Annotated in this window: 26 protein-coding genes; 19 read left to right on the forward strand and 7 right to left on the reverse strand. The window is 70.4% G+C overall.

Annotated features, from left to right (window positions below):
- Positions 1 to 112 precede the first annotated feature (112 nt).
- From ACZ6MZ_RS03720 to ACZ6MZ_RS03735, 4 genes are all read left to right on the forward strand, one after another.
- Positions 113 to 847, forward strand: coding sequence for an ABC transporter permease (locus tag ACZ6MZ_RS03720; RefSeq protein ID WP_469349586.1), 735 nt, complete (start codon positions 113 to 115; stop codon positions 845 to 847).
- A gap of 2 nt (positions 848 to 849) precedes the next feature.
- Positions 850 to 1,623, forward strand: a complete 774-nt coding sequence (locus tag ACZ6MZ_RS03725; RefSeq protein WP_389782945.1) for an ABC transporter permease — start codon at positions 850 to 852, stop codon at positions 1,621 to 1,623.
- A 38-nt stretch (positions 1,624 to 1,661) separates the two neighbouring features.
- Positions 1,662 to 2,642, forward strand: coding sequence for an ABC transporter substrate-binding protein (locus ACZ6MZ_RS03730; RefSeq protein ID WP_389782943.1), 981 nt, complete (start codon positions 1,662 to 1,664; stop codon positions 2,640 to 2,642).
- Positions 2,643 to 2,783: 141 nt separating this feature from the next.
- Entirely contained in the window at positions 2,784 to 3,833 is a 1,050-nt protein-coding gene (locus ACZ6MZ_RS03735; RefSeq protein WP_469349588.1) for a hypothetical protein, read from the forward strand.
- A gap of 24 nt (positions 3,834 to 3,857) precedes the next feature.
- Here ACZ6MZ_RS03735 and ACZ6MZ_RS03740 read toward each other — a convergent pair whose 3' ends face one another.
- Positions 3,858 to 5,009 (reverse strand): NADH-quinone oxidoreductase subunit D, encoded by a 1,152-nt coding sequence (locus ACZ6MZ_RS03740; protein WP_384179769.1) that lies wholly within the window; start codon positions 5,007 to 5,009, stop codon positions 3,858 to 3,860.
- Positions 5,006 to 6,016: an SAM-dependent methyltransferase gene (locus tag ACZ6MZ_RS03745; RefSeq protein ID WP_469349650.1), complete on the reverse strand. Its 1,011-nt coding sequence runs from the start codon at positions 6,014 to 6,016 to the stop codon at positions 5,006 to 5,008. Before ACZ6MZ_RS03745 ends, ACZ6MZ_RS03740 begins: the two co-directional genes overlap by 4 nt.
- A gap of 186 nt (positions 6,017 to 6,202) precedes the next feature.
- On the opposite strand from ACZ6MZ_RS03745, the gene ACZ6MZ_RS03750 reads away from it, so the two are divergent.
- Together ACZ6MZ_RS03750 and ACZ6MZ_RS03755 are read left to right on the forward strand one after the other, a co-directional pair.
- On the forward strand, positions 6,203 to 7,402 hold the full coding sequence (locus ACZ6MZ_RS03750; RefSeq protein ID WP_389782939.1) for a sensor histidine kinase: 1,200 nt from the start codon (positions 6,203 to 6,205) through the stop codon (positions 7,400 to 7,402).
- Between the two features lie 77 nt (positions 7,403 to 7,479).
- Positions 7,480 to 8,148: a response regulator transcription factor gene (locus ACZ6MZ_RS03755; protein WP_384179773.1), complete on the forward strand. Its 669-nt coding sequence runs from the start codon at positions 7,480 to 7,482 to the stop codon at positions 8,146 to 8,148.
- 44 nt (positions 8,149 to 8,192) lie between these two features.
- On the opposite strand, the gene ACZ6MZ_RS03760 is transcribed toward ACZ6MZ_RS03755, so the two are convergent.
- Positions 8,193 to 9,476, reverse strand: a complete 1,284-nt coding sequence (locus tag ACZ6MZ_RS03760) for a threonine aldolase family protein (RefSeq protein WP_469349590.1) — start codon at positions 9,474 to 9,476, stop codon at positions 8,193 to 8,195.
- Positions 9,477 to 9,611: 135 nt separating this feature from the next.
- Between ACZ6MZ_RS03760 and ACZ6MZ_RS03765 the strand changes: the two genes are divergently transcribed.
- The 10 genes from ACZ6MZ_RS03765 to ACZ6MZ_RS03810 all read left to right on the forward strand — a co-directional run bounded on the left by ACZ6MZ_RS03765 (position 9,612) and on the right by ACZ6MZ_RS03810 (position 17,710).
- On the forward strand, positions 9,612 to 10,553 hold the full coding sequence (locus tag ACZ6MZ_RS03765; protein ID WP_469349591.1) for a Rossmann-like and DUF2520 domain-containing protein: 942 nt from the start codon (positions 9,612 to 9,614) through the stop codon (positions 10,551 to 10,553).
- Positions 10,550 to 11,575: a pantoate--beta-alanine ligase gene (gene panC, locus ACZ6MZ_RS03770; protein WP_469349592.1), complete on the forward strand. Its 1,026-nt coding sequence runs from the start codon at positions 10,550 to 10,552 to the stop codon at positions 11,573 to 11,575. Before ACZ6MZ_RS03765 ends, panC begins: the two co-directional genes overlap by 4 nt.
- Complete coding sequence (locus tag ACZ6MZ_RS03775; RefSeq protein WP_469349593.1) at positions 11,572 to 13,338, forward strand: L-aspartate oxidase; 1,767 nt, start codon at positions 11,572 to 11,574, stop codon at positions 13,336 to 13,338. The genes panC and ACZ6MZ_RS03775 overlap by 4 nt, the downstream gene beginning before the upstream one ends.
- Before the next feature lie 2 nt (positions 13,339 to 13,340).
- On the forward strand, positions 13,341 to 14,372 hold the full coding sequence (gene nadC / locus ACZ6MZ_RS03780) for a carboxylating nicotinate-nucleotide diphosphorylase (RefSeq protein ID WP_469349594.1): 1,032 nt from the start codon (positions 13,341 to 13,343) through the stop codon (positions 14,370 to 14,372).
- Entirely contained in the window at positions 14,372 to 15,169 is a 798-nt protein-coding gene (locus tag ACZ6MZ_RS03785; RefSeq protein WP_384179785.1) for a type III pantothenate kinase, read from the forward strand. Before nadC ends, ACZ6MZ_RS03785 begins: the two co-directional genes overlap by 1 nt.
- Before the next feature lie 103 nt (positions 15,170 to 15,272).
- Positions 15,273 to 15,869: a hypothetical protein gene (locus ACZ6MZ_RS03790; protein WP_389783153.1), complete on the forward strand. Its 597-nt coding sequence runs from the start codon at positions 15,273 to 15,275 to the stop codon at positions 15,867 to 15,869.
- Positions 15,870 to 15,883: 14 nt separating this feature from the next.
- Positions 15,884 to 16,042, forward strand: coding sequence for a hypothetical protein (locus ACZ6MZ_RS03795; protein WP_469349596.1), 159 nt, complete (start codon positions 15,884 to 15,886; stop codon positions 16,040 to 16,042).
- A 134-nt stretch (positions 16,043 to 16,176) separates the two neighbouring features.
- Entirely contained in the window at positions 16,177 to 16,680 is a 504-nt protein-coding gene (locus ACZ6MZ_RS03800; RefSeq protein WP_469349651.1) for a BlaI/MecI/CopY family transcriptional regulator, read from the forward strand.
- Positions 16,681 to 16,689: 9 nt separating this feature from the next.
- Positions 16,690 to 17,229 (forward strand): amino-acid N-acetyltransferase, encoded by a 540-nt coding sequence (locus ACZ6MZ_RS03805; protein ID WP_384179789.1) that lies wholly within the window; start codon positions 16,690 to 16,692, stop codon positions 17,227 to 17,229.
- A gap of 145 nt (positions 17,230 to 17,374) precedes the next feature.
- Positions 17,375 to 17,710: a histone-like nucleoid-structuring protein Lsr2 gene (locus tag ACZ6MZ_RS03810; protein WP_384179791.1), complete on the forward strand. Its 336-nt coding sequence runs from the start codon at positions 17,375 to 17,377 to the stop codon at positions 17,708 to 17,710.
- Here ACZ6MZ_RS03810 and ACZ6MZ_RS03815 read toward each other — a convergent pair.
- Complete coding sequence (locus ACZ6MZ_RS03815; RefSeq protein ID WP_384179793.1) at positions 17,689 to 18,279, reverse strand: SCO3374 family protein; 591 nt, start codon at positions 18,277 to 18,279, stop codon at positions 17,689 to 17,691. The genes ACZ6MZ_RS03810 and ACZ6MZ_RS03815 overlap by 22 nt on opposite strands.
- Before the next feature lie 430 nt (positions 18,280 to 18,709).
- Between ACZ6MZ_RS03815 and ACZ6MZ_RS03820 the strand changes: the two genes are divergently transcribed.
- The gene (locus ACZ6MZ_RS03820; RefSeq protein ID WP_389782928.1) at positions 18,710 to 21,235 is read left to right on the forward strand and encodes an ATP-dependent Clp protease ATP-binding subunit; all 2,526 of its coding nucleotides are present in this window, start codon (positions 18,710 to 18,712) and stop codon (positions 21,233 to 21,235) included.
- Between the two features lie 551 nt (positions 21,236 to 21,786).
- The gene (locus tag ACZ6MZ_RS03825; protein ID WP_389793232.1) at positions 21,787 to 22,503 is read left to right on the forward strand and encodes a M23 family metallopeptidase; all 717 of its coding nucleotides are present in this window, start codon (positions 21,787 to 21,789) and stop codon (positions 22,501 to 22,503) included.
- On the opposite strand, the gene ACZ6MZ_RS03830 is transcribed toward ACZ6MZ_RS03825, so the two are convergent.
- Positions 22,493 to 23,071 carry a TetR/AcrR family transcriptional regulator gene (locus ACZ6MZ_RS03830; protein WP_389793230.1) on the reverse strand — a complete coding sequence of 193 codons (579 nt, stop codon included), beginning with the start codon at positions 23,069 to 23,071 and terminating at the stop codon, positions 22,493 to 22,495. The genes ACZ6MZ_RS03825 and ACZ6MZ_RS03830 overlap by 11 nt on opposite strands.
- 118 nt (positions 23,072 to 23,189) lie before the next feature.
- Here ACZ6MZ_RS03830 and ACZ6MZ_RS03835 point away from each other — a divergent pair, with 118 nt between their 5' ends.
- Positions 23,190 to 24,824, forward strand: coding sequence for an MDR family MFS transporter (locus ACZ6MZ_RS03835; RefSeq protein WP_469349597.1), 1,635 nt, complete (start codon positions 23,190 to 23,192; stop codon positions 24,822 to 24,824).
- Between the two features lie 91 nt (positions 24,825 to 24,915).
- On the opposite strand, the gene cseC is transcribed toward ACZ6MZ_RS03835, so the two are convergent.
- Both cseC and cseB read right to left on the reverse strand, forming a co-directional pair.
- Positions 24,916 to 26,235: a two-component system sensor histidine kinase CseC gene (cseC, locus tag ACZ6MZ_RS03840; RefSeq protein WP_389792462.1), complete on the reverse strand. Its 1,320-nt coding sequence runs from the start codon at positions 26,233 to 26,235 to the stop codon at positions 24,916 to 24,918.
- Entirely contained in the window at positions 26,232 to 26,924 is a 693-nt protein-coding gene (cseB, locus tag ACZ6MZ_RS03845) for a two-component system response regulator CseB (protein ID WP_389792460.1), read from the reverse strand. Before cseB ends, cseC begins: the two co-directional genes overlap by 4 nt.
- Positions 26,925 to 26,930: the final 6 nt, after the last annotated feature.

Below are 26,930 nucleotides of genomic sequence, written 5' to 3' on the forward strand. Positions count from 1 at the left end.
GGAATGTGGCGGACTTCCGCGAATGTCAGTGGTCGGGGATAGGGTCGCCAGAACATCGGGTTTCAGACATACGACAGACATACGTTCGGGAAGACGGGGGAGGCGAGGATGGATGAACACGCAAGGATGCCTCGCGGCGAACGACTGGATCTGCGGGGAATATCTCCGCTCCCGTAGCCAGGAGTTGACCGACGCCACGGTCCAGCACGTGTGGATCACCGTGGTCTCGGTCGTCATCGGGCTGGTGGTGGCCTTTCCGCTGGCGCTGCTGGCGCGGAGCAAGCCTTCTTTCGCCGGACCCGTGCTGGGCCTGACGACCCTCCTCTACACGATTCCCTCGCTGGCGATGTTCTCGCTGCTGCTGCCGCTCTTCGGGCTGTCCGCCGGCCTGGTGATCACCGGCCTGGTGCTGTATTCACTGACCATTCTTGTGCGGAACATCATCGCGGGGCTGGAATCGGTGCCGGAAGAGGCCAGGGAAGCGGCCCGCGGGATGGGGTACGGACCGGGGCGGCTGCTCTGGGAGGTCGAACTGCCGCTGGCGCTTCCCGCGCTGATGGCCGGGCTGCGCATAGCGACGGTGTCGACGATCGCCCTGACGACGGTCGGTTCGATCGTCGGCCGGGGCGGGCTCGGCAATCTCATCGAGGACGCGCTGCCGAGCTTCTTCAAGGCGCAGGTGCTGACGGCGTCCGTGCTGTGTGTGCTGCTGGCGGTCGTCGCCGATCTGCTGCTTCTCGGGGCGCAGCGACTGCTGACGCCCTGGACCCGGATACAGACGTCGCGCGAACCGCGCCGTAAAGCCCCGGCGGCCGGTCCGGCCCGCCCGGCGAAGGCGGTGAGCTGACCATGGGTGTCCTCGGAGAGGCCTGGACGTGGCTGACGACCGGTGCCAACTGGTCCGGCGACGGCGGAGTGTGGCACCGGCTCGGGGAGCATGTGTACGTCAGCGGGGTGGCGCTCGCACTGGCCTGCGCCATCGCCCTGCCGATCGCCCTCTTTCTGGGACATATCGGCAAGGGCGGCGCGCTCGCGATCAATATCTCCAACGTGGGCCGGGCGATCCCCGTCTTCGCCGTCCTCGCCCTGTTCATGGTCTCGCCGCTGCGCAACACGGGCTACGTCCCCACGATCATCGCCCTGGTGCTCTTCGCCGTACCGCCCCTGCTGACCAACGCCTATGTCGGGATGCGCGAGGTCGACAGCGCGGTGGTGGAAGCCGCCCGGGGGATGGGTATGTCCGGTCCCCAGCTCTTCGTACGGGTGGAGCTGCCCCTCGCGTACCCGCTGATCATGACCGGGCTCCGGTCGGCCTCCGTTCAGGTGGTGGCCACGGCCACCATCGCGGCGATGGTGGGACAGGGCGGTCTCGGCCGGATCATCACCGCCGGTTTCAACACGTACGACACCGCGCAGGTGGTCGCGGGCGCCATCCTCGTCGCGCTGCTCGCGCTGCTCGTCGAAGGCGCGCTCGTGGCGCTGGACCGGGTGATCGACCCGGCTCCGTCCCTCGCCTCCGGTGTCACCGACGTGTCCGACGCATCCGATGTACCCGACGCGTCCGGCGATTCGGCCGGCACGAACTCCCCCCGCGGTAGGACCCCCTCGCGCACGACCGTGTGACGACGGATCTTTTGGCCCTCTTGGAGATGGTGAACCTCATGAGCAAGACCTCGCGCATCGCGGGTGCGGTACTCGGAGCGGTGGCTCTGACCGCGTCGCTCGCCGCGTGCGGCGGCGACAGTCTGGAGAAGGACAAGAGCGGCACCGCCGCGTCCGGCTCCGACACCGGAAAGAAGGGCACGCTCGTCATCGGCGCGGCGGCCTTCACGGAGTCCAAGGTGCTGGCGGAGCTGTACGCCCAGATCCTGGGCGACGCCGGATACTCGACCTCCGTCACCACGGTGAAGAACCGTGAGCTGTACGAACCCTCCCTGGAGAAGGGCGAGATCGACGTCGTACCGGAATACGCCGCTACGATCACCGAATTCCTGAACGCCAAGGTGAACGGCGCCAAGGAGGCCGAGGCGAAGCCCCTCGCCTCCGGCGACGCCGCCGCGACCTTCGCCGAGCTGGAGAAGCTCGCCGGGCCGCTCGGGCTGAAGGCATTGCCCGTCGGCAAGGCCGTCGACCAGAATGCCTTCGCGGTCACCAAGGAATTCGCCGAGAAGAACAAGCTCAAGACGCTTTCCGATCTTGGCAAGTCGAAGATCAAAGTGAAGATCGCGGCGGGCGACGAGTGCGAGGTGCGGCCGTTCTGCCTGCCCGGTCTGAAGAAGACCTACGGCATCAATGTGACGGGCATCGACCCGAAGGGCGTAGGAACCCCGCAGTCCAAGCAGGCTGTCAAGGACGGCGTGGACCAGGTGGTCCTGAGCAGCACGACCGACGGCACGCTGGACAGCTTCGGACTGGTGGTGCTGGAGGACGACAAGGGACTGCAGAACGCCGACAACGTACTGCCGGTGGTCAATGCCAAGGACGCAGGTTCGCAGGAGATAGCCGATGTCCTCGGCAAGCTGACCGACGCGCTGACGACGGACGACCTCGCGAAGTTGAACCTCAAGGTCGATGCCGAGCGGGCGAAGCCCGAGGATGTCGCGAAGGAGTATCTGGAGTCCAAAGGTCTGGTCAAGAAGTAGCCGCGAGCCGGCGCCCAGGTCGTAAGTGACGGCAGGCAAAACGGAGTTCTGGAGAGGAAGGGGAGGGGAGTCGGCAACGGGCCGGGAAAGATTGTCCGACCGGCCCCCCATTCGGTCTCCACGCACGGTAAATTTCAGGCCATGCCACGTGGACGCCACCGCCATTCCCCACCCCTCCACAAGCTTCTGCCGCCGTCGGCGGTCGCCGGAGCCGCGGTTCTCTGCGCCGCGGGCGCCTGGTTTCTCTCGGAACCGGTGATGCTCCGCGGTCTGGTCGCCGTGACGGCCGCGGCGGCCGTGAGCGGCGCTGTGTTCATGCGCGGTTGGGACCGGAGCGCCGGCCGGCGCGTCGCGGAGCTGACGCGCGGGCGGGAGAGCGACCAGTGGAAGACCGAGGAGCGCGTAGCCGAACTCGAGGCTGACGTGGAGGAGTCGCGCGAGCTGCGCCTCAAGCTCGACGCCAAGCTGCGCGCGAAGCGGGTCGAGCTGGCCGCGCTGCGGGGCGAACACGCCGCGCTGCTGCGGCGGTACGCGACGGCGGAGACCGAGCGCGCCACCGCACTGGAGGGCCGGCGTCAGCTCGCCCTGGAGGCGGCCGCAGAACCCAAGGCCCTGCCCGCCGCGGGCAGCACGCCCACGGCGTCGGCGTACGCCGGTGCCGCCCGCGCTCTGGAGAACCTGCCGCGCAACGGTGTGACCCAGCAGGTGAAGCGGACCGTCGACGCGGCCCGCCGGCGCGATCTGGCCGAGCGGGCGACGGAGGCGGACGAGCCGCAGGGGAAGCACGCGGCGGCCGCCCAAGGAGAGCAGCACAGCCGTCCGTCGTCCGCTCTCCCCGCCACCCGGGTGCCCGCCGCGTCCGCGATCGTTCCGTACGCCCCGCTGCGCCGCCCGGTGCGGCGGCCCGAAGGCGGATTCGACTTCTTCGGCGCGCAGGCCGCGGAGGCCGCGCAGGCCGCGGAGGCCGCGCAGAGCCGGCACAAGGACGAAGCCGACGCGGACGAGCCCGCACCGGCCGCGCGGCTGGCCCGGGTGGAGCGCGAGGACCTCGCCGATGTGGTGGGCGAAGAGGTCCTCGCCGAGCGGCGGAGGGCCGAGGGCCGCGCCGTCGGTCAGGTCATCGATCTGACCGCGCACGACGAGACGGAACAGCTCGAGCTCGGCGGGCTGCGCAACGCGATCGGTTCCTGATCGCGACGTGACCGCGGCGGCCCGCTACTTGTCGATGTCGCCGACGACGAAGAACAGCGATCCCAGGATCGCGACCATGTCGGCGACCTGCGTCCCGGGCAGCAGTTCGGTCAGCGCCTGGATGTTGTTGAACGAGGCGGAGCGGAGCTTCAGCCGGTACGGCGTCTTCTCGCCCTTCGAGACCAGGTAGTAGCCGTTGATGCCGAGCGGGTTCTCGGTCCAGGCGTACGTGTGCCCCTCGGGCGCCTTCAGCACCTTCGGCAGCCGCTGGTTGATCGGACCGGGCGGCAGCTCCGCGATCCGGTCCAGACAGGCGTCCGCCAGGGCCAGCGCGTTGTGCGTCTGCTCCAGCAGGCATTCGAAACGCGCCAGACAGTCGCCGTCCTCGCGGGTGACGACCTTCAGCGTGTCCCGCAGTTCGCCGTAGGCCAGATACGGCTCGTCGCGGCGCAGGTCGAAGTCGACCCCGGAGGCGCGGGCGATCGGCCCGGACACCCCGTAGGCGTGGACCGCCTCCGGCGACAGAACCCCGACACCGCGGGTACGGGCCCGGAAGATCTCGTTGCCGAGCACCAGCCGGTCGTACACATCCATCCGCGAGCGGACCTCGGCGACCGCGTGCCTGGCCCGGCCCTGCCAGCCGGCGGGCAGGTCCTCCTTGAGGCCGCCGACCCGGTTGAACATGTAGTGCATCCGGCCGCCGGAGACCTCCTCCATCACGGCCTGGAGCTCCTCGCGCTCCCGGAAGGCGTAGAACACCGGGGTGATACCGCCCAGTTCGAGGGGGTACGACCCGAGGAACATCAGATGGTTGAGAACGCGGTTCAGCTCGGCGAGCAGCGTCCTGGTCCATACGGCGCGCTCGGGCACCTCCATGCCGAGCATCCGCTCGACGGCCAGCACCACACCCAGCTCGTTGGAGAACGCCGACAGCCAGTCGTGGCGGTTGGCGAGCATCACGATCTGCCGGTAGTCGCGCGCCTCGAAGAGCTTCTCGGCGCCGCGGTGCATATAGCCGATGACCGGTTCCGCGTGCCGGATGACCTCGCCGTCGAGCACGAGGCGGAGGCGGAGCACACCGTGCGTGGAAGGGTGCTGGGGCCCGATGTTGAGCACCATGTCGGTGCTCTCCGCCGCGCCGCCGATGCCGACCGTCGTCCGGGTGGTCTCCGTCATGGGCGACAGTCTCTCAGAGCGATGCCGGGGGCATTGCTAGCGGTGCCGGGGTCGCCCGGCGCGATGCCCATGTCGTCAGGAGCCGTGAAGGGATCCGCCGGCGCGATGCCCACGGGCTGCGTCAGCCAGCCGAAGTCGCCGAGTCCGCCCCGCGCCGTCAGCTCCGCCGCCTCCCCGGCGGCCGCGAGCGCCCGGACGTACGCCGCGGGGTCGGTGGAGGCGAGGGACAGCGGCGGACGCTCCCCGCTCACCCCCAGACGGTGCAGCGCCGCGCGCTGGCTGGTCAGCTCCGCGCCCGGCAGCGCGCAGGCGTCCAGCGCCACATGGGCGGTGAGATCGCAGCTCCCGTCCGGTACGGGACGCACCTCCCGGCCGGCCAGGAAGCCGGTCAGCGTACCGAAGGGCGGCCGGGCGTCCCGTACATGCGCGTAGTCGACGGCGACCGCGAGCCCCCGCTCCAGTGTGCCGACGGCGGCCGCCCACGCCTCGTCGCGCGGCCGGCCGATCTCCGCCCTGGTGCCGGGACCGGTGGGCGGCCACCAGCGGGCGAGCCACTCCGCGTCAGAGCCGTCGACCGGTTCGCCCAGCTCCTCCGAGCCGTCCGGCCGTACGAGGACATACCGCACGAACCCGTCCGAATCGGTCTCGGCGACATCGACGGGGACGTTGTCCAGCCATTCGTTCGCGAAGAGCAGCCCGCTGACCCCGGACGGCGGCTCCGCGCGCCACTCGATACGCGGGTCCAGGCCCGGGGGGCGCGGGGCGCGCTCGACGGCGTACGGCCGTACCGCCAGCCCGTCAGGGACCGCGGCCAGGATGCCGGTCAGCAACTCACCGCGGCCCGCGCCGATGTCGACGAGCGCCACCTCGTCCGTCCCCAGCGCCCGGGCGGTGCCGGCCAGCAGCCGGGCGACGGCGCCGGCGAACAGGGGGGAGGCATGCACCGAGGTGCGGAAGTGCCCGGCAGGTCCCTCGGGCCGCAGATAGAAGCCCTCGGGGCCGTACAGCGCGGCCTCCGCGGCCGTACGCCACCGCTGCGGACCGGGCTCGCACCGCCCGCCCCGCGACCCCTGCGACTTACACGTCTCATCCGTCACGGCGTCAAGTCTCCACCTTGGGGAGTACGCTTCCGGCGACCGGATCGACCCTCCGGTTGACCTCTCTCCCTTTTCCGCCTCCCTACGCTGGGTTACGTGCAGCGCTTCTACGACTTTCTCCGCAGACACCCGACGGGCGTCGACAGCTTCTGGGCTGTCCTGCTCTTCGGGTTCTCCTTGTTGTGGGCGGTCGGGGAGAACTCCGGCGTCGTGCCGCGGCTGGTGGCCATCGGGGTCGTCCTGCTGCTCAGTCTTTCCGTCGCGCTGCGCCGGGTCGCACCCGAGAAGACGCTGCTGCTCGTGGTGGCCCTGGGCGTCGCCCAGGTCGCGCTGGACGTGCAGGTCAATCCCGCCGACTTCGCGATGCTGGTCGTCATCTACACCGTCGCCGCGCAGGGCGGCCCGCGCTGGGCCTCCATGCTGGGGCTGATCGGCGGACTGCTCGCCGCTCCGATATCGCAGGTGCGCTGGCACCTGGAGGGGGCCGGCACCGCGGGCCGGATCTTCTTCACCGCCGTCATGAGCGTGCCGTTCGTCCTCGCCTGGGTGCTGGGCGATTCCATGCGCACCCGCCGCGCCTACTTCGACCAGCTGGAGGAGCGCGCCACCCGGCTGGAGAAGGAGCGCGAGGCACAGGCCAAGGTCGCGGTCGCCGCCGAACGGGCCAGGATCGCCCGTGAGCTGCACGACGTCGTCGCGCACAACGTCTCCGTGATGGTGGTGCAGGCGGACGGCGCGGCCTATGTGCTGGACGCCGCGCCCGACCAGGCCAAGCAGGCCCTGGAGACCATTTCGAGCACCGGCCGCCAGGCCCTCGCCGAGATGCGCCGGCTGCTCGGGGTGCTGCGGACCGGAGATGCCAAGGAGACCGGGGAGTACGTGCCGCAGCCCGATGTCGACCAGATCGAGGATCTGGTCGAGCAGGTGCGGCGCGCGGGCATCACCGTGGACTTCAAGATCGAGGGCACTCCGCGGTCGCTGCCCAGCGGGGTGGAGCTCACCGCGTACCGCATCGTGCAGGAGGCCCTCACCAACAGCCGTAAGCACGGCGGCCCGGACGTCGGCGCCAGCGTGCGGCTGGTCTACTTCGACGACGGGCTCGGGCTGCTCGTCGAGGACGACGGCCGGGGCGCCGCCCATGAGCTGTACGAGGACGGCGGGGCCGACGGCCGCGGTCATGGGCTCATCGGCATGCGGGAGCGGGTCGGTATGGTCGGCGGCACGCTGGACGCCGGGCCGCGGCCGGGCGGCGGCTTCCGGATCAGCGCGCTGCTCCCGCTGAAGCCCGCGCACTAGGACGTACCGGAGCCCGCCCCGCCCGGCCTTCCGGCCCATCGCCCGCCCGATCCGCCTACTGGACAAGGAACCCGCAGATGTCGATCCGCGTCATGCTCGTCGACGATCAGATGCTGCTGCGCACCGGCTTCCGCATGGTGCTGGCCGCGCAGCCGGACATGGAGGTCGTCGCGGAGGCCGGGGACGGCGCCGAGGCGATCGAGAACCTCCGCTCCACCGCCGTGGACGTCGTACTGATGGACGTACGCATGCCCCGGCTGGACGGCGTCGAGGCCACCCGCCGGATCTGCGGCGCCCCCGATGCCCCGAAGGTGCTCATCCTGACCACCTTCGACCTGGACGAGTACGCCTTCTCCGGGCTGAAGGCCGGGGCCAGCGGCTTCATGCTGAAGGACGTGCCGCCGAGTGAGCTGCTGAGCGCGATCCGCTCGGTCCACAGCGGGGACGCCGTCGTCGCGCCGTCCACGACGCGACGGCTGCTCGACCGCTTCTCCCCGCTGCTGCCGAGCGCGGGCAAGCCGCAGAACAAGGAGCTGGAGCGGCTGACCGGCCGCGAGCGCGAAGTGATGCTGCTGGTCGCGCAGGGTCTGTCGAACGGCGAGATCGCGGGGCGGCTGGTGCTCTCCGAGGCGACCGTGAAGACCCATGTCGGCCGGATCCTCACCAAGCTCGGTCTGCGCGACCGGGTGCAGGTGGTCGTCCTCGCCTACGAGACGGGGCTGGTGCGGGCCGGCGGCGGCGCCTGACGCGGGAGAGCCACACCCCGCGGCCGGTCCCGATCCGGTGCGCGTCAGGCCGACTCCGCCCGCTCCTGGCACTCCACCAGCAGGGCCACGAATGCGCCGACCGCCGCCCGCACGTCGTCCGCCGTCCACTCCAGGCCCGGTTCCGCCACCGTGACCTCGGTGAGGGAGACGCCAGGAGGGCCGGAGCCCGAGGCGAACCAGCGGCGGAACAGCGTCACCTTCGTCTCCTCCGACTGCCGGAGCGCCGCCTCGTTCAGCACCTGCGGTGCGTACGGCAGCCACACCTGGAACTGGTGCGTGTGCGGTGGCTCCGGGTGGACGCGGAACCACGGGACCGCGGACGCCGCGAACCCCTCGGCGAGCGCCGTCGCCACCACGCGCGCGTGCGTCACGTACGAGGGCAGCCGCGGCAGCTCACGCTCCAGGCCCAGCAGGGCCGACAGGGCCGCCGGGTACTGCTGGAAGAGCTGGCCCCCGTACCGGTGGCGCCAGATGCGCGCCTCCTCCACCAGCTCGGGGGAGCCGGCGAGCACCGCGCCCGACAGGCCGTCGAGCGACTTGTAGAAGGAGACGTACACGCTGTCCGCGAGACCCGCGATCTCCGCCAGCGGGCGCCCGAAGTGAGGGGCGCACTCCCACAGCCGCGCGCCGTCGAAGTGCACCACCGCGTCCCGTTCACGCGCCGCGGCCACGGTCGCGGTCAGCTCGTCCCAGGACGGCAGGACGAAGCCCGCGTCCCTGAGCGGCAGTTCCAGCATCAGCGTGCCGAAGGGCTCGGCCAGCTCGTGGATCTCCTCGGCGGTCGGAAGGCGCGGCTCCGTCGTCGGATGGACCGTATGCAGCCCGCTGACGGACGACAGCGCGCCGCCCTCGTGGACCACGGGGTGCGCGAGCGGATGGAGGGCCACCGTCCGGTTTCCCGTGCGCCCCGCCCAGCAGCGCAGCGCCACCTGCTGGGCCATCGTGCCCGTGGGGAAGAAGACCGCGGCAGGGAAGCCGAGCGTGGCGGCCACCCGCCGCTCCAGCTCCGCGACGACCCCGTCCCCGTACACATCGGTCCATTCGTCCAGGTCGTAGACCGATCCCGCGTCCGCCGCGAGGGCGGCGAGCCGCTCGCCCACGCGCTGGTCCGCCGACGTCCGGGACAGCACCCGCTCGGACGCCCGCCACGCGGCCAGCCGGCGCCGCCGCTCGTCCTGTGCCGACACCGGTGCGGATGCCGGTGCGGACGCCGCTGCGGTCGGCCGAGCCGACGCGGAGGGCTGCGCCGGTACCTCCGCCGTCGTCGCGCCGGACACCTCGTCGACCTGTTCGCTCATCTCTCCCATGCGTCGATCATCGCTCACCCGCCATCCCCCGCCCACAGCCTGTGGACAACCAGGTGGGCGGGCGAATCGCTGGCGTAGCATGGCGAGAAATCGTCCGGTACCCCCCGCGGACTGGAACGGAAGGCCCCGATTCGCGTGAACCCATCAGCACAGGAACCCTTCGATCCCCGGGACCGCCCCGCCCGGCTCACCGTCGGTGTCGTCGGGGCCGGCCGGGTCGGCCCCGCCCTCGCCGCCTCCCTGCAGCTCGCCGGACACCGTCCGGTCGCCGTCTCGGGGGTCTCGGACGCCTCCGTACGGAGGGCGGCCGCGCTGCTCCCCGACGTCCCGCTGGTCACCGCCGCCGAGGTCCTCGCCCGCGCCGATCTGGTGCTGCTGACCGTTCCGGACGACGCCCTGCCCGGACTGGTCGAAGGGCTCGCCGAGACCGGCGCCGTACGGCCGGGACAGCTGCTCGTCCACACCTCGGGGCGTTACGGCGCCAAGGTCCTGGATCCCGCCCTGCGCGCGGGCGCCCTGCCGCTCGCCCTGCACCCCGCCATGACCTTCACCGGTACCTCCGTGGACGTCCAGCGGCTGGCCGGCTGCTCGTTCGGGGTCACCGCGCCCGAGGAGCTGCGGCTGGCGGCGGAGGCGCTGGTCATCGAGATGGGCGGCGAGCCCGAGTGGATCGCCGAGGAGTCCCGTCCGCTCTACCACGCGGCGCTGGCGCTGGGCGCGAACCACCTGGTCACGCTGGTGGCGCAGTCGATGGAGCTGCTCCGTACGGCCGGGGTCACCGCCCCCGACCGGATGCTCGGCCCGCTGCTGGGCGCGGCCCTCGACAACGCCCTGCGCTCCGGTGACGCGGCCCTCACGGGCCCGGTCGCACGCGGCGACGCCGGCACGGTCGCCGCGCATGTCGCGGAGTTGCGCAAGCACGCGCCCGGCGCCGTCGCGGGATACCTCGCGATGGCCCGTACGACCGCGGACCGGGCGCTGGCGCACGGCCTGCTCAAGCCGGAGCTGGCGGAGGACCTCCTCGGTGTCCTCGCGGACGGGGACCGCCTCGGGGGCGGCGCGGGGGGCGCCCGATGAGCTTCGAACTCGCCCCCACGCGCGCGGACCTCGACCGCCTCCTGGACCGGCGTGCCACCGGCGGCCGTATCGCCGTGGTGATGACCATGGGCGCGCTCCACGACGGGCACGCGAGCCTCGTACGCGCCGCCCGCGCCCGGGTCGGACCGGACGGCTTCGTCGTCGTCACCGTCTTCGTCAACCCGCTCCAGTTCGGCGCGGGCGAGGACCTCGCCCGCTATCCCCGCACGCTCGACACCGACCTGAAGACCGCGCAGGAGGCGGGCGCCGACGCCGTCTTCGCCCCGGCCGCCGACGAGGTCTACCCCGGCGGCGCCCCCCAGGTCAGGATCGCCGCAGGACCCATGGGCGAGCGGCTCGAAGGCGCCTCCCGCCCCGGGCACTTCGACGGCATGCTCACCGTCGTCGCCAAGCTGCTGCACCTCACCCGGGCCGACGCCGCCTTCTTCGGCCGCAAGGACGCCCAGCAGCTCGCCCTGGTCCGGCGGATGGTCCGCGATCTGAACTTCCGGGCCGACATCGTCGGCGTACCGACGGTCCGCGAGGAGGACGGCCTCGCGCTCTCCAGCCGTAACCGCTATCTGTCCCCGCCCGAGCGCCGTACCGCCCTGGTCCTCTCCCGCGCGCTGTTCGCCGCCCGCGACCGCCTCGGCGCCCAGCACGCCCTGCGCGCCCGCGCCGAGTCCGCCCCCGCGACCGGCACTCGCGCCGCCGCGCTCTCCGCCCTCGGCGAGACCCGTGCGGCGGCCGACGCCCACGCGGTGGCGGCCGCCTGGGCACCCGCCGCGCCCGCCCGCCTCTGCGGAGCCGACGCCGTACGGACCGCGGCCCGCGCCGTCCTCGACGAGGCCGCCCGGGCCGCGCCGCCCCTCAGCCTCGACTATCTGGCCCTCGTCGACCCCGCCGACTTCACCGAGATCCCCGACGACCACACCGGCGAAGCGATCCTCGCCGTCGCCGCGAGAGTCGGCTCCACCCGGCTGATCGACAACATCCCCCTGACCTTCGGAGCCCCCAAGTGACCGGAACCGGAATACGGCTGACCGCCCCCGCACCCGGCTGGGCCGTCGACGCCGATGTCGTCGTGGTCGGATCCGGCGTCGCCGGCCTCACCACGGCCCTGCGCTGCACGGCCGCCGGGCTCCGTACGGTCGTCGTCACCAAGGCCCGTCTCGACGACGGCTCCACGCGCTGGGCCCAGGGCGGTATCGCCGCGGCGCTCGGCGAGGGCGACACCCCCGAACAGCATCTGGCCGACACACTCGTCGCGGGCGCGGGCCTGTGCGACGAGGCCGCGGTCCGCGTCCTGGTCACCGAGGGCCCTGCGGCCGTCCGCCGGCTGATCGACACCGGCGCGCACTTCGACACCTCCGCCGGCGGCGAGCTCCAGCTCACCCGCGAGGGCGGCCACCACCGTCGCCGTATCGCCCACGCGGGCGGCGACGCGACGGGCGCCGAGATCTCCCGCGCCCTGGTCGAAGCGGTGCGCGCCGCCGCGCTCCGTACCGTCGAGAACGCGCTGGTTCTCGATCTGCTGACGGACGAACAGGGCCGTACGTCCGGTGTCACCCTCCATGTGATGGGCGAGGGCCAGCACGACGGCGTCGGCGCGGTCCACGCCCCCGCGGTGGTCCTGGCCACCGGCGGCATGGGCCAGGTCTTCTCCGCGACGACCAACCCCGCGGTCTCCACGGGGGACGGGGTGGCGCTGGCGCTGCGGGCGGGCGCCGAGGTCTCGGACCTGGAGTTCGTGCAGTTCCACCCGACGGTGCTCTTCCTGGGCGCCGGGGCGGAGGGCCAGCAGCCCCTGGTCTCCGAGGCGGTACGGGGCGAGGGCGCCCATCTCGTCGACGCCGACGGCGTGCGCTTCATGCTCGACCAGCACGAACTGGCGGAGCTGGCGCCCCGCGACATCGTCGCCAAGGCGATCACGCGGCGGATGGGGGAACAGGGCGCCGAGCACATGTATCTGGACGCCAGGCACTTCGGCGCCCCGATGTGGGAGAGCCGTTTCCCGACGATCCTCGCGGCCTGCCGCGCCCATGGCATCGACCCGGTCACGGAGCCGATCCCGGTGGCCCCCGCCGCCCACTACGCGTCGGGCGGAGTCCGTACGGACCTGCGCGGCCGGACGACCGTGCCGGGGCTGTACGCGTGCGGTGAGGTCGCCTGTACGGGCGTCCACGGCGCGAACCGGCTGGCCTCCAACTCCCTGCTGGAGGGCCTGGTCTTCGCGGAGCGCATCGCCGCGGACATCGCGGCGGACTCGGCGGAGCCGCGTGGCGCGTCCGAGGCGCCCGCCGCCGTCCCGGTCGCCGCGTCCACCGCTGCCTCGCCGCTGCCGCTGATAACACCCGACGCGCGGACCGAGATCCAGCGGATCATGTCCGCTGGGGCGGGCGTGCTCAGGTCGGCCCGGAGCCTGGCGGAAGCGGCCCGGGCGCTGGAGGCCGTCCATCTGAACGCCCTTCGGGCCACCGCCCTGGACCATGAGGGCCCCGGCAAGGCGGCCGTGCCCGGCGTCGACTCCTGGGAGACGTCGAACCTCCTCTGTGTCGCCCGCGTGCTGGTGGCCGGCGCGGTGGAGCGCGAGGAGACGCGGGGCTGCCACTGGCGCGAGGACCGCCCCGAGCGCGACGACACCGACTGGCGCCGTCATCTCGTCGTCCGCCTGCTGCCCGACCGCGGGCTGGCGCTCCGGCGTACCGAAACGGCCGACTTCCCGCCCGTGGATCCCGTACTCGTATCCGTCCCCACAGACCCCGACGCCCCCAGGGAGCCGTAACCGTGAGCACGCCCGAAGACAATCCGCGCCCCGAACCCGTGGACGTACCGCTGATCCAGATCGGCGCCCCGGCCGGGGGCGGCTGCGGTGACGGCTGCGGCTGCTCCGGCGGCGAGGACGGGTACGACCCCGACGACCTGGAGTGCGGCCTCGACCCCGCCCTCGCCCAGCTCCTCGCCGACGCGGGCCTGGACCCCGTCCAGGTCGAGGACATCGCGCATGTCGCCGTCGAGGAGGACCTCGACCACGGCGTGGACGTGACGACCGTCGCGACCGTCCCCGAAGACGCCGTCGCCACCGGCGACTTCACCGCCCGCGAGAGCGGCACGGTCGCGGGCCTGCACATCGCGGAAGCCGTCCTCTCCCTCGTCTGTACCGAGGAGTTCGAGGTCGAGCGGCATGTCGCGGACGGCGACCGCGTCGAGGCCGGCCAGAAGCTGCTGAGCGTCACGTCCCGTACCCGCGACCTGCTCACCGCCGAGCGCAGCGCGCTCAACCTGTTGTGCCGGCTGTCCGGCATCGCGACCGCCACCCGCGCCTGGGCCGATCTGCTCGAAGGCACCGGGGCCAAGGTCCGCGACACCCGCAAGACCACGCCGGGGCTGCGCGCCCTGGAGAAGTACGCGGTGCGCTGCGGCGGCGGCGTCAACCACCGGATGTCGCTCTCCGACGCCGCCCTGGTGAAGGACAACCACGTCGTCGCGGCGGGCGGGGTGGCCGAGGCATTCAAGGCCGTGCGCGACCGGTTCCCCGACCTGCCGATCGAGGTGGAGGTCGACACCCTCCACCAGGTACGCGAAGTCCTGGACGCCGGCGCCGATCTGATCCTGCTGGACAACTTCACGCCCGGCGAGACGGCGGAGGCCGTGGCCCTGGTCGCGGGCCGCGCGGTCCTGGAGTCCTCCGGCCGGCTCGCCCTCGACACCGCGCGCGCGTACGCGGAGACGGGCGTCGACTTCCTCGCGGTCGGGGCGCTCACCCACTCCTCCCCGATCCTCGACATCGGCCTGGATCTGCGAGAGGTCGCCGTCTGATGCTGCTCACCATTGATGTCGGCAACACCCAGACCGTCCTGGGCCTGTTCGACGGTGAGGAGATCGTCGAGCACTGGCGCATCTCCACCGACGCCCGCCGTACCGCCGACGAACTCGCCGTCCTCCTCCAGGGCTTGATGGGGATGCACCCGCTGCTCGGCGACGAACTGGGCGACGGCATCGACGGCATCGCGATCTGCTCGACGGTCCCGTCCGTCCTGCACGAACTGCGCGAGGTGACCCGCCGCTACTACGGAGACGTCCCCGCCGTGCTCGTGGAGCCGGGCATCAAGACGGGCGTGCCGATCCTGATGGACAACCCGAAGGAGGTCGGCGCGGACCGCATCATCAACGCGGTCGCGGCGGTCGAGCTGTACGGCGGCCCGGCGATCGTCGTCGACTTCGGTACGGCGACGACCTTCGACGCGGTCAGCGCGCGCGGTGAGTACGCGGGCGGTGTCATCGCCCCCGGCATCGAGATCTCGGTCGAGGCGCTCGGCATCAAGGGCGCCCAGCTCCGCAAGATCGAACTGGCCCGCCCGCGCAGCGTGATCGGCAAGAACACGGTCGAGGCGATGCAGTCGGGCATCCTGTACGGCTTCGCGGGCCAGGTCGACGGCGTGGTGGCCCGCATGGCCAGGGAGCTGGCCGACGACCCGGAAGACGTGACGGTGATCGCGACCGGCGGTCTCGCCCCCATGGTCCTCGGCGAGGCCTCCGTCATAGACGAGCACGAGCCCTGGCTGACCTTGATCGGCCTGCGACTGGTGTACGAGCGAAACGTCTCGCGCATGTGACGCGGGGCGGGAGGGCCGCGCCCGGGGAGGGGGATTAAGCGGATTTTGTCCCTTTGGCGCGTAGTGTCGCCGCATGCCCACGCCATACGGATCCCGCGGCGGCATGGCGTTCGGCGCTGACGAGCTCAGTGTGCTCCGACGTGCCCTCGCCGTTGCCCTTCATCCCGCCCCGCTCCCCGACGAGGACGTCCAGGCCTGCCTGCGGCTCGCCGAGTCCGTGGACGAGGCGGTACGGGAAGCCGGGCGGCTGCGGGCCTTTCTGCTGGCCGACCTCGGGCGGTACCGCGAAGCGCTCCCCGGCTCCCTCACCGGCTATCTGGAGCTGCTCCAGGACGCCCTGGCCGCCGGCTACGTCCTGCGGCCCGGTGATCTCGCGGCGCTCGGCGCCCTGCGCGGCAATCCGGTCGCGGCGGCCCTGCTCGACCGCGGCAGGCGGCTCGCCGAGCAGTCGGCGCGGGCCCGTCTCACCGGCCGCGCGGCCGTCACGGCCCCCGCCCCCCGCACCCGGCTCCACGCGCTCCCCGGCGGCCGCGCCGCCGACGACCCGCCGAAGCCGAAGCCCGAGCGGGAGCCCCGGGAGCCCAGGAAGCCCGCCCCGCCGCAGCGCCCGGCGACCGACCGGCCCATGCCCAAGCCGTCCGAGGTCTTCCCGCCACGCCGCCGACCCGCGCCCCCGCCGGAAGAACGCGCCGCCGGCTAGCTACTCTGGTCGCCATGGACTACGTATCCGCGCTGCTGCCTCCCGTGGTGATGGCCGCCTTCTTCATCGGCCTGGTCAGGACGATCGTCAAGAGCCAGGGCGGCTCGAACAAGGCCAAGGAGGACGCCGCCGTCGACGCGGCGCTCGCCCGCGCGGAATCCGCCCAGCAGTAGGCCCGTACCGCCTTTGACGTATCGCCGACGCATGGTCGGCGTATGACCTGGACGTACGACTGTTGATCAGTCGTACGTCCTTTTTGTTACGGTCAATAACCGACCATTCGGACATCTCGCACTATCGTGGAGCTGTGCCCCGTCAATTGGGAGACCTGGAAGACGCCGTCATGACACGCGTCTGGCAATGGAACCGTCCGGTCACCGTCCGGGAAGTCCTCGAAGACCTTCAGCAGGAACGGTCCATCGCCTACACCACCGTCATGACCGTAATGGACAATCTCCATCAGAAGGGCTGGGTGCGCAGGGAAGTCGAGGGCCGCGCCTATCGATATACGGCGGTCTCCACCCGCGCCGCCTACGCGGCGGCACTGATGAACGAAGCGTGGTCGAAGAGTGACAACCCGGCGGCCGCACTTGTCGCCTTCTTCGGCATGATGTCGGCCGAGCAGCGCCGGTCACTGGAGGACGCCATCCGTATGGTTCGAACGGACCGTCAGGAAGGTGACCCCGTGGAAGATGAACGGTCCGAAGGCGACCGCCCGGAAGGCGGCCGCGGGCAGGACGAGCGCCCGGAAGACGACCGTACGGAAGACGCCGCCGAGGGCGCCGACGGCGGGCGCGACGCGGGGCGATAGCGTCCAGTCATGTCCTCAGCCCTTCCGCTTCCCAATGCCACAGCAAATGCCATCACCGTCCGGCGGGCCAGGACCAGGGATGTGGCGGCGATCCGCCGTCTCGTCGACCCTTACGTGAGCGAAGGCATCCTGCTCGACAAAGCGCCGGTGACGCTTTACGAGGACATCCAGGAGTTCTGGGTGGCGGAACGCGACGAGGACGCGAGCGTCATCGGCTGCGGCGCCTTGCACGTGATGTGGGAAGACCTCGCCGAAGTGCGCACACTCGCCGTGGATCCCACGGTCAGGGGCGCCGGCGCCGGACATCAACTGCTCTCCAAGCTGCTGGAGACCGCGCGCTGGCTCGGAGTGAGCCGCGTATTCTGCCTCACCTTCGAAGTCGAGTTCTTCACGAAGCGCGGCTTCGTGGAGATCGGTGAGACACCGGTCGACGGAGATGTGTACCGGGAGCTGCTCCGTTCCTATGACGAGGGTGTTGCGGAGTTCCTCGGTCTCGAACGGGTGAAGCCGAACACCTTGGGCAACAGCCGGATGCTTCTGCACCTGTGATCGCCGGAAGCCACCCCGATCCCTATGTCCGAATCGCGCACGTTTCCCGTGTTCTTGCGACAGTGAACCTCTGCCGGGGGTTTGTGTTTTCCTGAGAAAAGCGGTTTCCTTTCCGCGTACTGCATTTTCGATGAAAGGAAATCCGGTGGCACAGAAGGTTCAGGTCCTTCTTGTCGATGACCTCGACGGCGGCGAAGCGGACGAGACCGTGACGTTCGCTCTGGATGGCAAGACCTACGAGATCGACCTCACTACCGCCAATGCGGACAAGCTCCGGGGTCTGCTCGATCCGTACGCCAAGAGTGGCCGGCGTACCGGTGGCCGTGGCGCGGGCAGCCGTGGCAAGGGCCGTGTCGCAGCGGGCGGGAACAAGGACACCGCGGAAATCCGCAAGTGGGCGAAGGAGAACGGCTACAGCGTCAACGACCGCGGCCGTGTTCCCGCCGAGATCCGCGAAGCCTACGAGAAGGCCAACGGCTGAGCATTCGTACGGAGCGTATTTCTGCGCAGCAACCGGGCCCGGTGGCACTCAGTCGCCGCCGCGTCCACGAGCCGTACGAGATCGGGGGCATCCCCACCACTGCCCCCGCTGTCCGTGCCGTGCCCGAAAGGGGCGAGCGCCGGCAGCGTCGGCTCCACCTCGCGTCCAGGCTCGGGGGGCCGCAGCCATACGGCGGCCCCCTGCGCAGCGGCGCGGGGCCACCGCGGTGGTGCGGGGGCTGTCATCCGCCCGCCCGCACCGACGGCGGTCAGCCCGAGGGCGATCCCGCCCCACTCCAGCCAGTCGAGCAGCCCCGGCAGCTCGTCCGCGCTTCCCGCGGCCACCAGCAGGCCCATGCGCGTCCCGCGGAGCGCCACCGGCCCCGTCGGGCCGATCCGCCGCAGCACGGCCGCACCGGCGTCCGCCGGCAACTCCAGTACGTCGAAGCGGAGCCCGGTCACCAGCTGGACCGGAGGCCCGGCCGCCGTGGCCCAGTCGAGTTCGCTCTCGTACCACTGCGCGGAACCGTCTTCGAGTGCGACGCGGGGAAGCGGGACAGTGAAGGCCATGCCCCGAGCAACTCCCGATCCGCACGCGGAGTTACGCTGAGTCCGCCCCCGATCGCACAGAGTCTCCGTCCTGGGGGCGTGCGGGAGCGTGAGGGAGCGCAAGGGTGTTCGCCCGTAGCGGAGGGAACCGGGGTGCGCCGCATGGAGTGTCACTCCTTACGGGTAAGACATTCCTAGTGGGGAGGGGCGACACGCGGTTTCGGGCGTCTCACGTTCGCCATCGGCGTACTGATGGTGAGGGTATCTGCCTGGCCTGCGGGAACATCGTCTCGCACCATCGGGTTGGAGCTGTTGTCGGAGTTCGGGGCTGGAGGCCTGGGACTGTGTCGGCAGTTGGAATGAGCGGTCCCCGCTTGCGGGACTAAGCTGCGGAAGGACAGGGAGGGGACCGACCCCTTTACTGCCTGACCGCTCTGAGGAGCGATTAACGATGTTCGAGAGGTTCACCGACCGCGCGCGGCGGGTTGTCGTCCTGGCTCAGGAAGAAGCCCGGATGCTCAACCACAACTACATCGGCACCGAGCACATCCTCCTGGGCCTGATCCACGAGGGTGAGGGTGTCGCCGCTAAGGCCCTGGAGAGCCTCGGGATTTCGCTCGAGGCGGTCCGCCAGCAGGTGGAGGAGATCATCGGGCAGGGCCAGCAGGCTCCGTCCGGGCACATCCCCTTCACCCCCCGTGCCAAGAAGGTCCTGGAGCTGTCGCTCCGCGAGGCCCTTCAGCTGGGCCACAACTACATCGGCACGGAGCACATCCTGCTCGGCCTGATCCGCGAGGGTGAGGGCGTCGCCGCCCAGGTCCTCGTGAAGCTGGGCGCCGATCTCAACCGGGTGCGGCAGCAGGTCATCCAGCTGCTCTCCGGATACCAGGGCAAGGAGGCCGCCACAGCGGGCGGTCCTGCCGAGGGCACGCCCTCCACGTCCCTGGTCCTCGACCAGTTCGGCCGGAATCTCACCCAGGCCGCTCGTGAATCCAAACTCGACCCCGTCATCGGGCGCGAGAAGGAGATCGAGCGGGTCATGCAGGTGCTGTCCCGCCGTACGAAGAACAACCCGGTCCTCATCGGCGAGCCCGGCGTCGGCAAGACGGCGGTCGTCGAGGGACTGGCCCAGGCCATCGTCAAGGGCGAGGTGCCCGAGACCCTCAAGGACAAGCACCTCTACACCCTCGACCTCGGTGCGCTCGTCGCCGGCTCCCGCTACCGCGGTGACTTCGAGGAGCGCCTGAAGAAGGTCCTGAAGGAGATCCGCACCCGCGGCGACATCATCCTGTTCATCGACGAGCTCCACACCCTCGTGGGTGCGGGCGCCGCCGAGGGCGCGATCGACGCGGCGAGCATCCTGAAGCCGATGCTGGCCCGTGGCGAGCTGCAGACCATCGGTGCGACGACGCTCGACGAGTACCGCAAGCACCTGGAGAAGGACGCGGCCCTTGAGCGCCGCTTCCAGCCCATCCAGGTCGCGGAGCCGTCGCTGCCGCACACGATCGAGATCCTGAAGGGCCTGCGCGACCGTTACGAGGCGCACCACCGCGTGTCCATCACGGACTCCGCGCTGGTCGCTGCCGCGACGCTCGCCGACCGCTACATCTCGGACCGCTTCCTGCCGGACAAGGCGATCGACCTGATCGACGAGGCCGGCTCCCGGATGCGCATCCGCCGGATGACCGCGCCGCCGGACCTCCGTGAGTTCGACGAGAAGATCGCGGGCGTCCGCCGCGACAAGGAGTCGGCGATCGACTCCCAGGACTTCGAGAAGGCAGCCTCTCTCCGCGACAAGGAGAAGCAGCTGCTGGCCGCGAAGACCAAGCGGGAGAAGGAGTGGAAGGCCGGCGACATGGACGTCGTCGCCGAGGTGGACGAGGAGCTGATCGCCGAGGTCCTGGCGACCGCCACGGGCATCCCGGTCTTCAAGCTCACCGAGGAGGAGTCCTCGCGGCTGCTCCGCATGGAGGACGAGCTCCACAAGCGCGTCATCGGCCAGAAGGACGCCATCAAGGCGCTGTCGCAGGCGATCCGTCGTACGCGAGCGGGTCTGAAGGACCCCAAGCGTCCCGGTGGCTCGTTCATCTTCGCCGGCCCGTCCGGCGTCGGTAAGACGGAGCTCTCCAAGACGCTCGCCGAATTCCTCTTCGGCGACGAGGACGCGCTGATCGCTCTCGACATGTCGGAGTTCAGCGAGAAGCACACGGTTTCCCGTCTCTTCGGTTCTCCCCCCGGATACGTGGGTTACGAAGAGGGCGGCCAGCTCACCGAGAAGGTGCGCAGGAAGCCGTTCTCCGTCGTGCTGTTCGACGAGGTCGAGAAGGCCCACCCCGATATCTTCAATTCCCTGCTGCAGATCCTGGAGGACGGTCGGCTGACCGACTCCCAGGGCCGCGTCGTGGACTTCAAGAACACGGTCATCATCATGACGACCAACCTCGGGACCAGGGACATCTCCAAGGGGTTCAACCTGGGCTTCGCCGCCCAGGGCGACACCAAGAGCAACTACGAGCGGATGAAGAACAAGGTCAACGAAGAGCTCAAGCAGCACTTCAGGCCCGAGTTCCTCAACCGTGTCGACGACACGGTGGTCTTCCACCAGCTCACCGAGGAAGACATCATCCAGATCGTCGACCTCATGGTCGACAAGGTGGACGAGCGGCTGAAGGACCGGGACATGGGCCTCGAGCTCAGCCCGAACGCCAAGTCGCTCCTCGCCAAGAAGGGCTACGACCCGGTCCTGGGCGCCCGGCCGCTGCGCCGGACGATCCAGCGCGAGATCGAGGACGTCCTCTCCGAGAAGATCCTCTTCGGTGAGCTGCGCTCCGGTCACATCGTGGTCGTGGACGCCGAGGGCGAGGGTGAGGAGAAGAAGTTCACCTTCCGCGGCGAGGAGAAGTCGGCTCTGCCGGACGCTCCTCCCATCGAGCAGGCGGCCGGCGGCGCCGGTCCGAACCTGACGAAGGACGTATGAGGCTCACGCCCCCGGGCTGAGTGACTGAAGGGGCTGCCCCGGACCGTTTCGTACGGTCCGGGGCAGCCCCTTTTCGCGTGCCGCGCACGCGAGGACGGTCGGACGGGTGCGGACGGCCGCTGGATCGGAGCGCGTCGGCCAACCGGGCCGTTGGTCCCGAATCGGAAGGCATTCCGGCCCGGTGGGCGTGACAAGGCGCACAGGAGCTTCCGACCCTACTAGTAGGAATAGTGGCAAAGCGGGGCGTCGGCGGGGGCCTTCGGCCGGGGCACCGTCGGGGCTTTCGGTGCCACGGCCGCCCCTGAGCCGGTCGGCCTGGTCGGCTGGGGGTTCGCGTACCGCCTCACGTGGCCTTAAACAGGATGGAATCGGTACATTTCGCTCGGACGATATCGGGCCGTAGTGGGCTATCCAAGGATGGTTCGGCGTGAAGATCCCTACGATGTGATGTCGTAGATGGGCGTTTTGGTATGGGATGGGGTCCGGGTTATCAAGGTGTGGCCAGCCCGGCGCATGTGTGTCGGGTCCATTCATGCCCGGAGGTGTCCCGTATGTCGCAGCGCAACCAGTTCCGTCTGTCCCGCCCGTCCGTCCTGCGCAGCCGTGCCGGCATCGTGGCCGCCGGCCTGGGAGTGTCGATGGCGTGTGGCGCCGGGGCCGCGTTCGCCGCGACCGATGGCGCCGGCGTGACCGCCGGCCCGGCCGCCACCTCGGCCGCCAGTGCCGTCCAGAAGCAGGCCACGGCCCAGGCCAAGGCCGCCGACAAGGCTCAGGACGCCAAGGCGAAGCTCGCGAAGGCGAAACAGGCCAAGGCCGCGGCGAAGGCCAAGGCGAACGCCACGAAGGCCGCCTCCTGGACCGATCCGGTCAACCGCTACGAGCTGAGCGCGAGCTTCGGCCGCGGCGGCAACATGTGGGCCCACAAGCATTCCGGCCAGGACTTCGCGGTGCCGGTCGGCACGACGGTCCACGCCGCCCACAGCGGCACCGTGGTCAAGGCCGGCCCCAACGGCGCCGGTGACGGACCCGCGTACGGCAACGCGATCGTGATCAAGCACCAGAACGGTACGTACTCGCAGTACGCGCACCTGTCGAAGATCAAGGTGCATGTGGGCCAGCACGTCACGACGGACCAGAAGATCGCCCTGTCCGGTAACACCGGAAACTCCAGCGGCCCGCACCTGCACTTCGAGATCCGTACGACCGCGAACTACGGTTCGGCGATAAACCCGGTGCCCTTCCTGCACGCCAAGGGCGTCAAGGTGTGACCCGATGAGCCTGGCTCATCAGATCGATGGAGACCTCGAGGATGGCTTCGCGCTTCGCCTCGGGGTCTCCTTCTATGTCCCTGAGGGCGAAATGACCGGCGTGCATGGTGAAGAGCGCGCTGACGCAGCGGACCCGGTTCTTCAGGGACGCGTCCGGGTCCTGGATCAGATCGAGCATCCCCAGCATCCGGCCCTTGAACGACTCGCCGACGCTGAGGTCGCGGACCGTCGCCTGGTTCTCCTGCATGAAGCGGAAGAGCGGGGCCGCGCTCGCCAGCGCCACGCTGTAGCGGCGCAGGATCTCCGTCTTGGTCTCCAGGGTGTGCGGCTGTGTCCTGCCCCAGGCGACCAGCTCGTCGATCGGCCGCGTCAGGTCCTGGAAGATGCTGATCAGGATGTCTTCCTTGGTCTTGAAGTGGTAGTAGAGCGCCGCCTTCGTGACATCCAGCTGCTCGGCGATCTCCCGCAGCGAGGTCTTCTCGTACCCCTGTTCGGCGAAGAGCTCCAGGGCGATGTCCTGGATGCGCTGGCGGGTGTCGCCCCGCCGCGGGTGCTGTGTGCTGCCCATGCTGCTCTCCTGAGAAATGACTTACTTGACGCCCGGCAAGTTAGGGTCTACCTTCCCCAAGTGTAGTCAACTTGCCGGGCGGCAAGTAAGTGCCAGGGGAGTGCAGGGAGTGGGGAATATGAGTCCGACCGGTAACCAGACGGGGAAGGGCGACGTGGCCGGGGCGGCCGAGAGAGCCGATACGGCCGAAAAGCCCGACCTGCTCAAGAAGGCGGGGCCGCAGCCGCGCAGCGTACGCGTGGTGCTGCTGGCGCTGATGATCGCGATGCTGCTGGCCATGCTGGACAACATGATCATCGGTACCGCGATGCCGACGATCGTCGGTGAGCTGGGCGGACTCGCGCATCTGTCCTGGGTGGTGACCGCTTACACCCTGGCGACCGCCGCCTCGACGCCGATCTGGGGCAAGCTCGGCGACCTGTACGGCCGCAAGGGCGTCTTCCTCACCTCGATCGTGATCTTCCTGATCGGATCGGTCCTCAGCGGTATGGCCCAGGACATGAGCCAGCTGATCGGCTTCCGGGCCGTCCAGGGTCTGGGCGCGGGCGGTCTGATGGTCGGCGTCATGGCGATCATCGGTGACCTCATCCCGCCCCGGGAGCGTGGCAGGTACCAGGGCATGATGGCCGGCGTCATGGCGCTCGCCATGATCGGCGGACCGCTGGTCGGCGGCACCATCACCGACCACCTCGGCTGGCGCTGGAGCTTCTACATCAATCTGCCGCTGGGCGCGCTGGCACTGGTGATGATCACGGTTGTACTGCACTTGCCCGCCAAGGACCGGTCGCAGGCCAAGGTCGACTATCTCGGTGCCGCGCTGCTGACCGTCGGCATCACCTCGATCGTGCTGGTCACCACCTGGGGCGGTACGGAGTACGCCTGGGGCTCCGCGATGATCATGGAGCTCATCGCGATCGGTGTCGCTGCCCTCGTCGGCTTCGTCGTCGTGCAGACCAAGGCGCCCGAGCCGATCATGCCGCTGCACATCTTCCGCAACCGCAACTTCACGCTGATGTCCGTGATCGGCTTCCTGACCGGCTTCGTGATGTTCGGCGCCGTGCTCTTCCTGCCGCTGTACCAGCAGTCCGTCCAGGGCGCCTCGGCCACCAACTCCGGTCTGCTGCTCCTGCCGATGCTGCTGTCGATGATGGTCGTCTCGCTGATCGCGGGCCGCGTCACCACCAACAGCGGCAAGTACAAGATCTTCCCGATCATGGGCGGCGGACTGATGGTCGTCGGTCTCTTCCTGCTCGCGCAGATGGACACCGGCACGTCGCAGCTGACCTCGGGCATCTACATGGCGGTGCTCGGCGCCGGCATGGGCTTCCTGATGCAGATCACCATGCTCGTCGCGCAGAACAGCGTCGAGCTGAAGGACATGGGCGTCGCCTCGTCCTCGGCCACCCTCTTCCGTACGCTCGGCAGCTCCTTCGGCGTCGCGATCATGGGTGCGCTGTTCACCAGCCGGGTGCAGGACGAGATGGCCGCTCAGGCCGGGTCCGGCGCCGCGCCCCTGCAGTCCGCCCAGCTGGACGCCGCGAGCCTGGCGAAGCTGCCGGAGGCGATGCGTGAGGCGTACCAGCAGGCGGTGTCGTCCGGTACGCACGCGGCCTTCACGCTGGGCGCGGCCATCGCGGTGCTCGGCTTCGTCGCGGCCTTCTTCGTCAAGGAGGTCCCGCTGCGGGGCGGCGGCCCCGCACCCGCCTCCGACGCGGCGCCCGACGTCGACAGCAAGGTCCCGCAGTCCGCCTGATCCCCACCGAGTGACTGGTGCCCACGCACCACTGACGACGGCCCCCGGCGTGCGCCGGGGGCCGTCGTCAGTGGTGCGTGCCGGACAGGACTCAGGCGTGGTCCGGGAGACTGAGGATCGGGAAGCTGCCGGTGGTCGTCGGGGCGTGTTCCGGGAGCCAGAGGACCGCGATGGCGCCGCCCGTGCCCTCCCGGTCCGCCGCGCCCTCCGGCATCGCGTTCCGGAAGGTCAGCCGCGCGCCGAGGACGCGCGCCTGGCCGGCCGCGATGGTCAGGCCCAGGCCGTGGCCCTGGCCCGCGCGGTCGCTCGCGCCCGTACGGAACCGGCTCGGGCCCTCACGCAGCAGCGCCTCGGGGAAGCCGGGCCCGTGGTCGCGTACCCGTACCACCCGGCCCTCGACCGTGACCTCGACCGGCGTCTCGCCGTGCTTCGCGGCGTTGGCCAGCAGATTGCCCAGGATGCGTTCCAGCCGCCGGGGATCCGTGCTGACCCAGGACTCGTGCACCACCTGGATCTTGATGGCCGGGTTCAGCACCGCCACCCGCCGTTCGACGAATTCGCCGAGCGCGATCTCCTGGAGCTCGGCGCGCTCCGACGCGCTGTCGAGCCTGGCCACCTCAAGGACGTCCTCGACCAGCGTCCGCATCGCCTGCGCCCGGTCCCGTACGAGCTCCGTGGGGCGGCCGGGCGGCAGCAGCTCGGCCGCGGTGAGCAGTCCCGTCACCGGCGTACGCAGCTCATGGGCGATATCCGCGGTGACCCGGCGCTCCGCCTCGATCCGCGCGTTCAGCGCGTCGGTCAGGGCGTCCACGGCGCGGGCCAGCTCATCCGTCTCGTCGCGTACGACTCCGCCGATGGCGTCCCCGACCCGTACCTCCGTATTTCCCTGCGCGACCTTGCCCGCGGCCGCCGCGGCCCGGCGCAGCCGCCGCGAGAGCTGCCCGCCGATCAGCACACCCAGGGCGCAGCCCCCGAACACCACCGAGACCGAGCCGATGATCAGGGCACGGTCCAGATCCTTCATGATCGTCGTGCTGCGGTCGGCGAACTTGTTGTGCATCGAGAGCACCGTGCCGTTGCCCAGCGGGACGGCGGCCCAGACATCGGGCACCCCGTGCGAAGTCTCCTGCACATACGTCGCGCGCCGGCCCTGCTTCATCTTGATCCGCAGGTCGGGCGGGAGCGAGGGGTCATTGAGCTTCGTGCCGAACTTGGGCTCCTTGGTCGATTCGTACATACGCTCCGCGAACAGCAGCCGCTCCAGCTGCACCTCGCGCGCGTTGTCCAGCATCGAGACCCGGGCCGCGTTGTGCACCACAAGGCTCAGCGCCACCACGACCAGCGCGCCGACGGCCGCGATAGCGATGCTGATCTTCCACCGGACACCGGTGCGCAGAGCGAGCCGCTTCATGCCTTGAGCTTGTATCCGAAGCCGCGGACCGTATCGATCCGGTCCTGTCCGATCTTGGTGCGCAGCCGCTGGACATGGACGTCCACCACCCGGGTGTCACCGCCCCAGCCGTAGTCCCAGACCCGCTCCAGCAGCTTGTCGCGGGAGAGCACGGTGCCGGGCGCGGACGAGAACTCCAGCAGCAGCCGCATCTCCGTCGGCGTCAGCGACACCGGCGCGCCGCCCCTGCGCACCTCCATCCCCTCCGTGTCGATCTCCAGATCGCCGAAGGACAGCACACCGCGCTCGCCGGGCCCGTCCTGCCCGCCCGGCTCACCGGCGTGCCCGAAGCGGCGCAGGACGGCCCGGATCCGCGCGACCAGCACCGCCCCGTCGAAGGGCTTGGTCACATAGTCGTCGGCGCCGGCCTCCAGGCCCAGTACCACGTCGATCGAGTCGGCGCGCGCCGACAGCATGATCACGGGCACGGTCGACTCGTCCCGGATACGCCGGCAGAGGCTGACGCCGTCCAGGCCCGGCACCATCACATCGAGCAGGGCGATGTCCGGCTGGTCGGCGCGAAACGCCTCAAGACCGGAGAGTCCGTCCGGCATGGCGGTGACCACGAAGCCGTCGCGCTCCAGCGCGAGCTGGGTGGCTTCGCGGATCACGTCGTCGTCCTCGACGAACAGGACATGGGTCTCGGCCATCCCGCG

It is taken from the genome of Streptomyces sp. NPDC042201 (assembly GCF_055582185.1).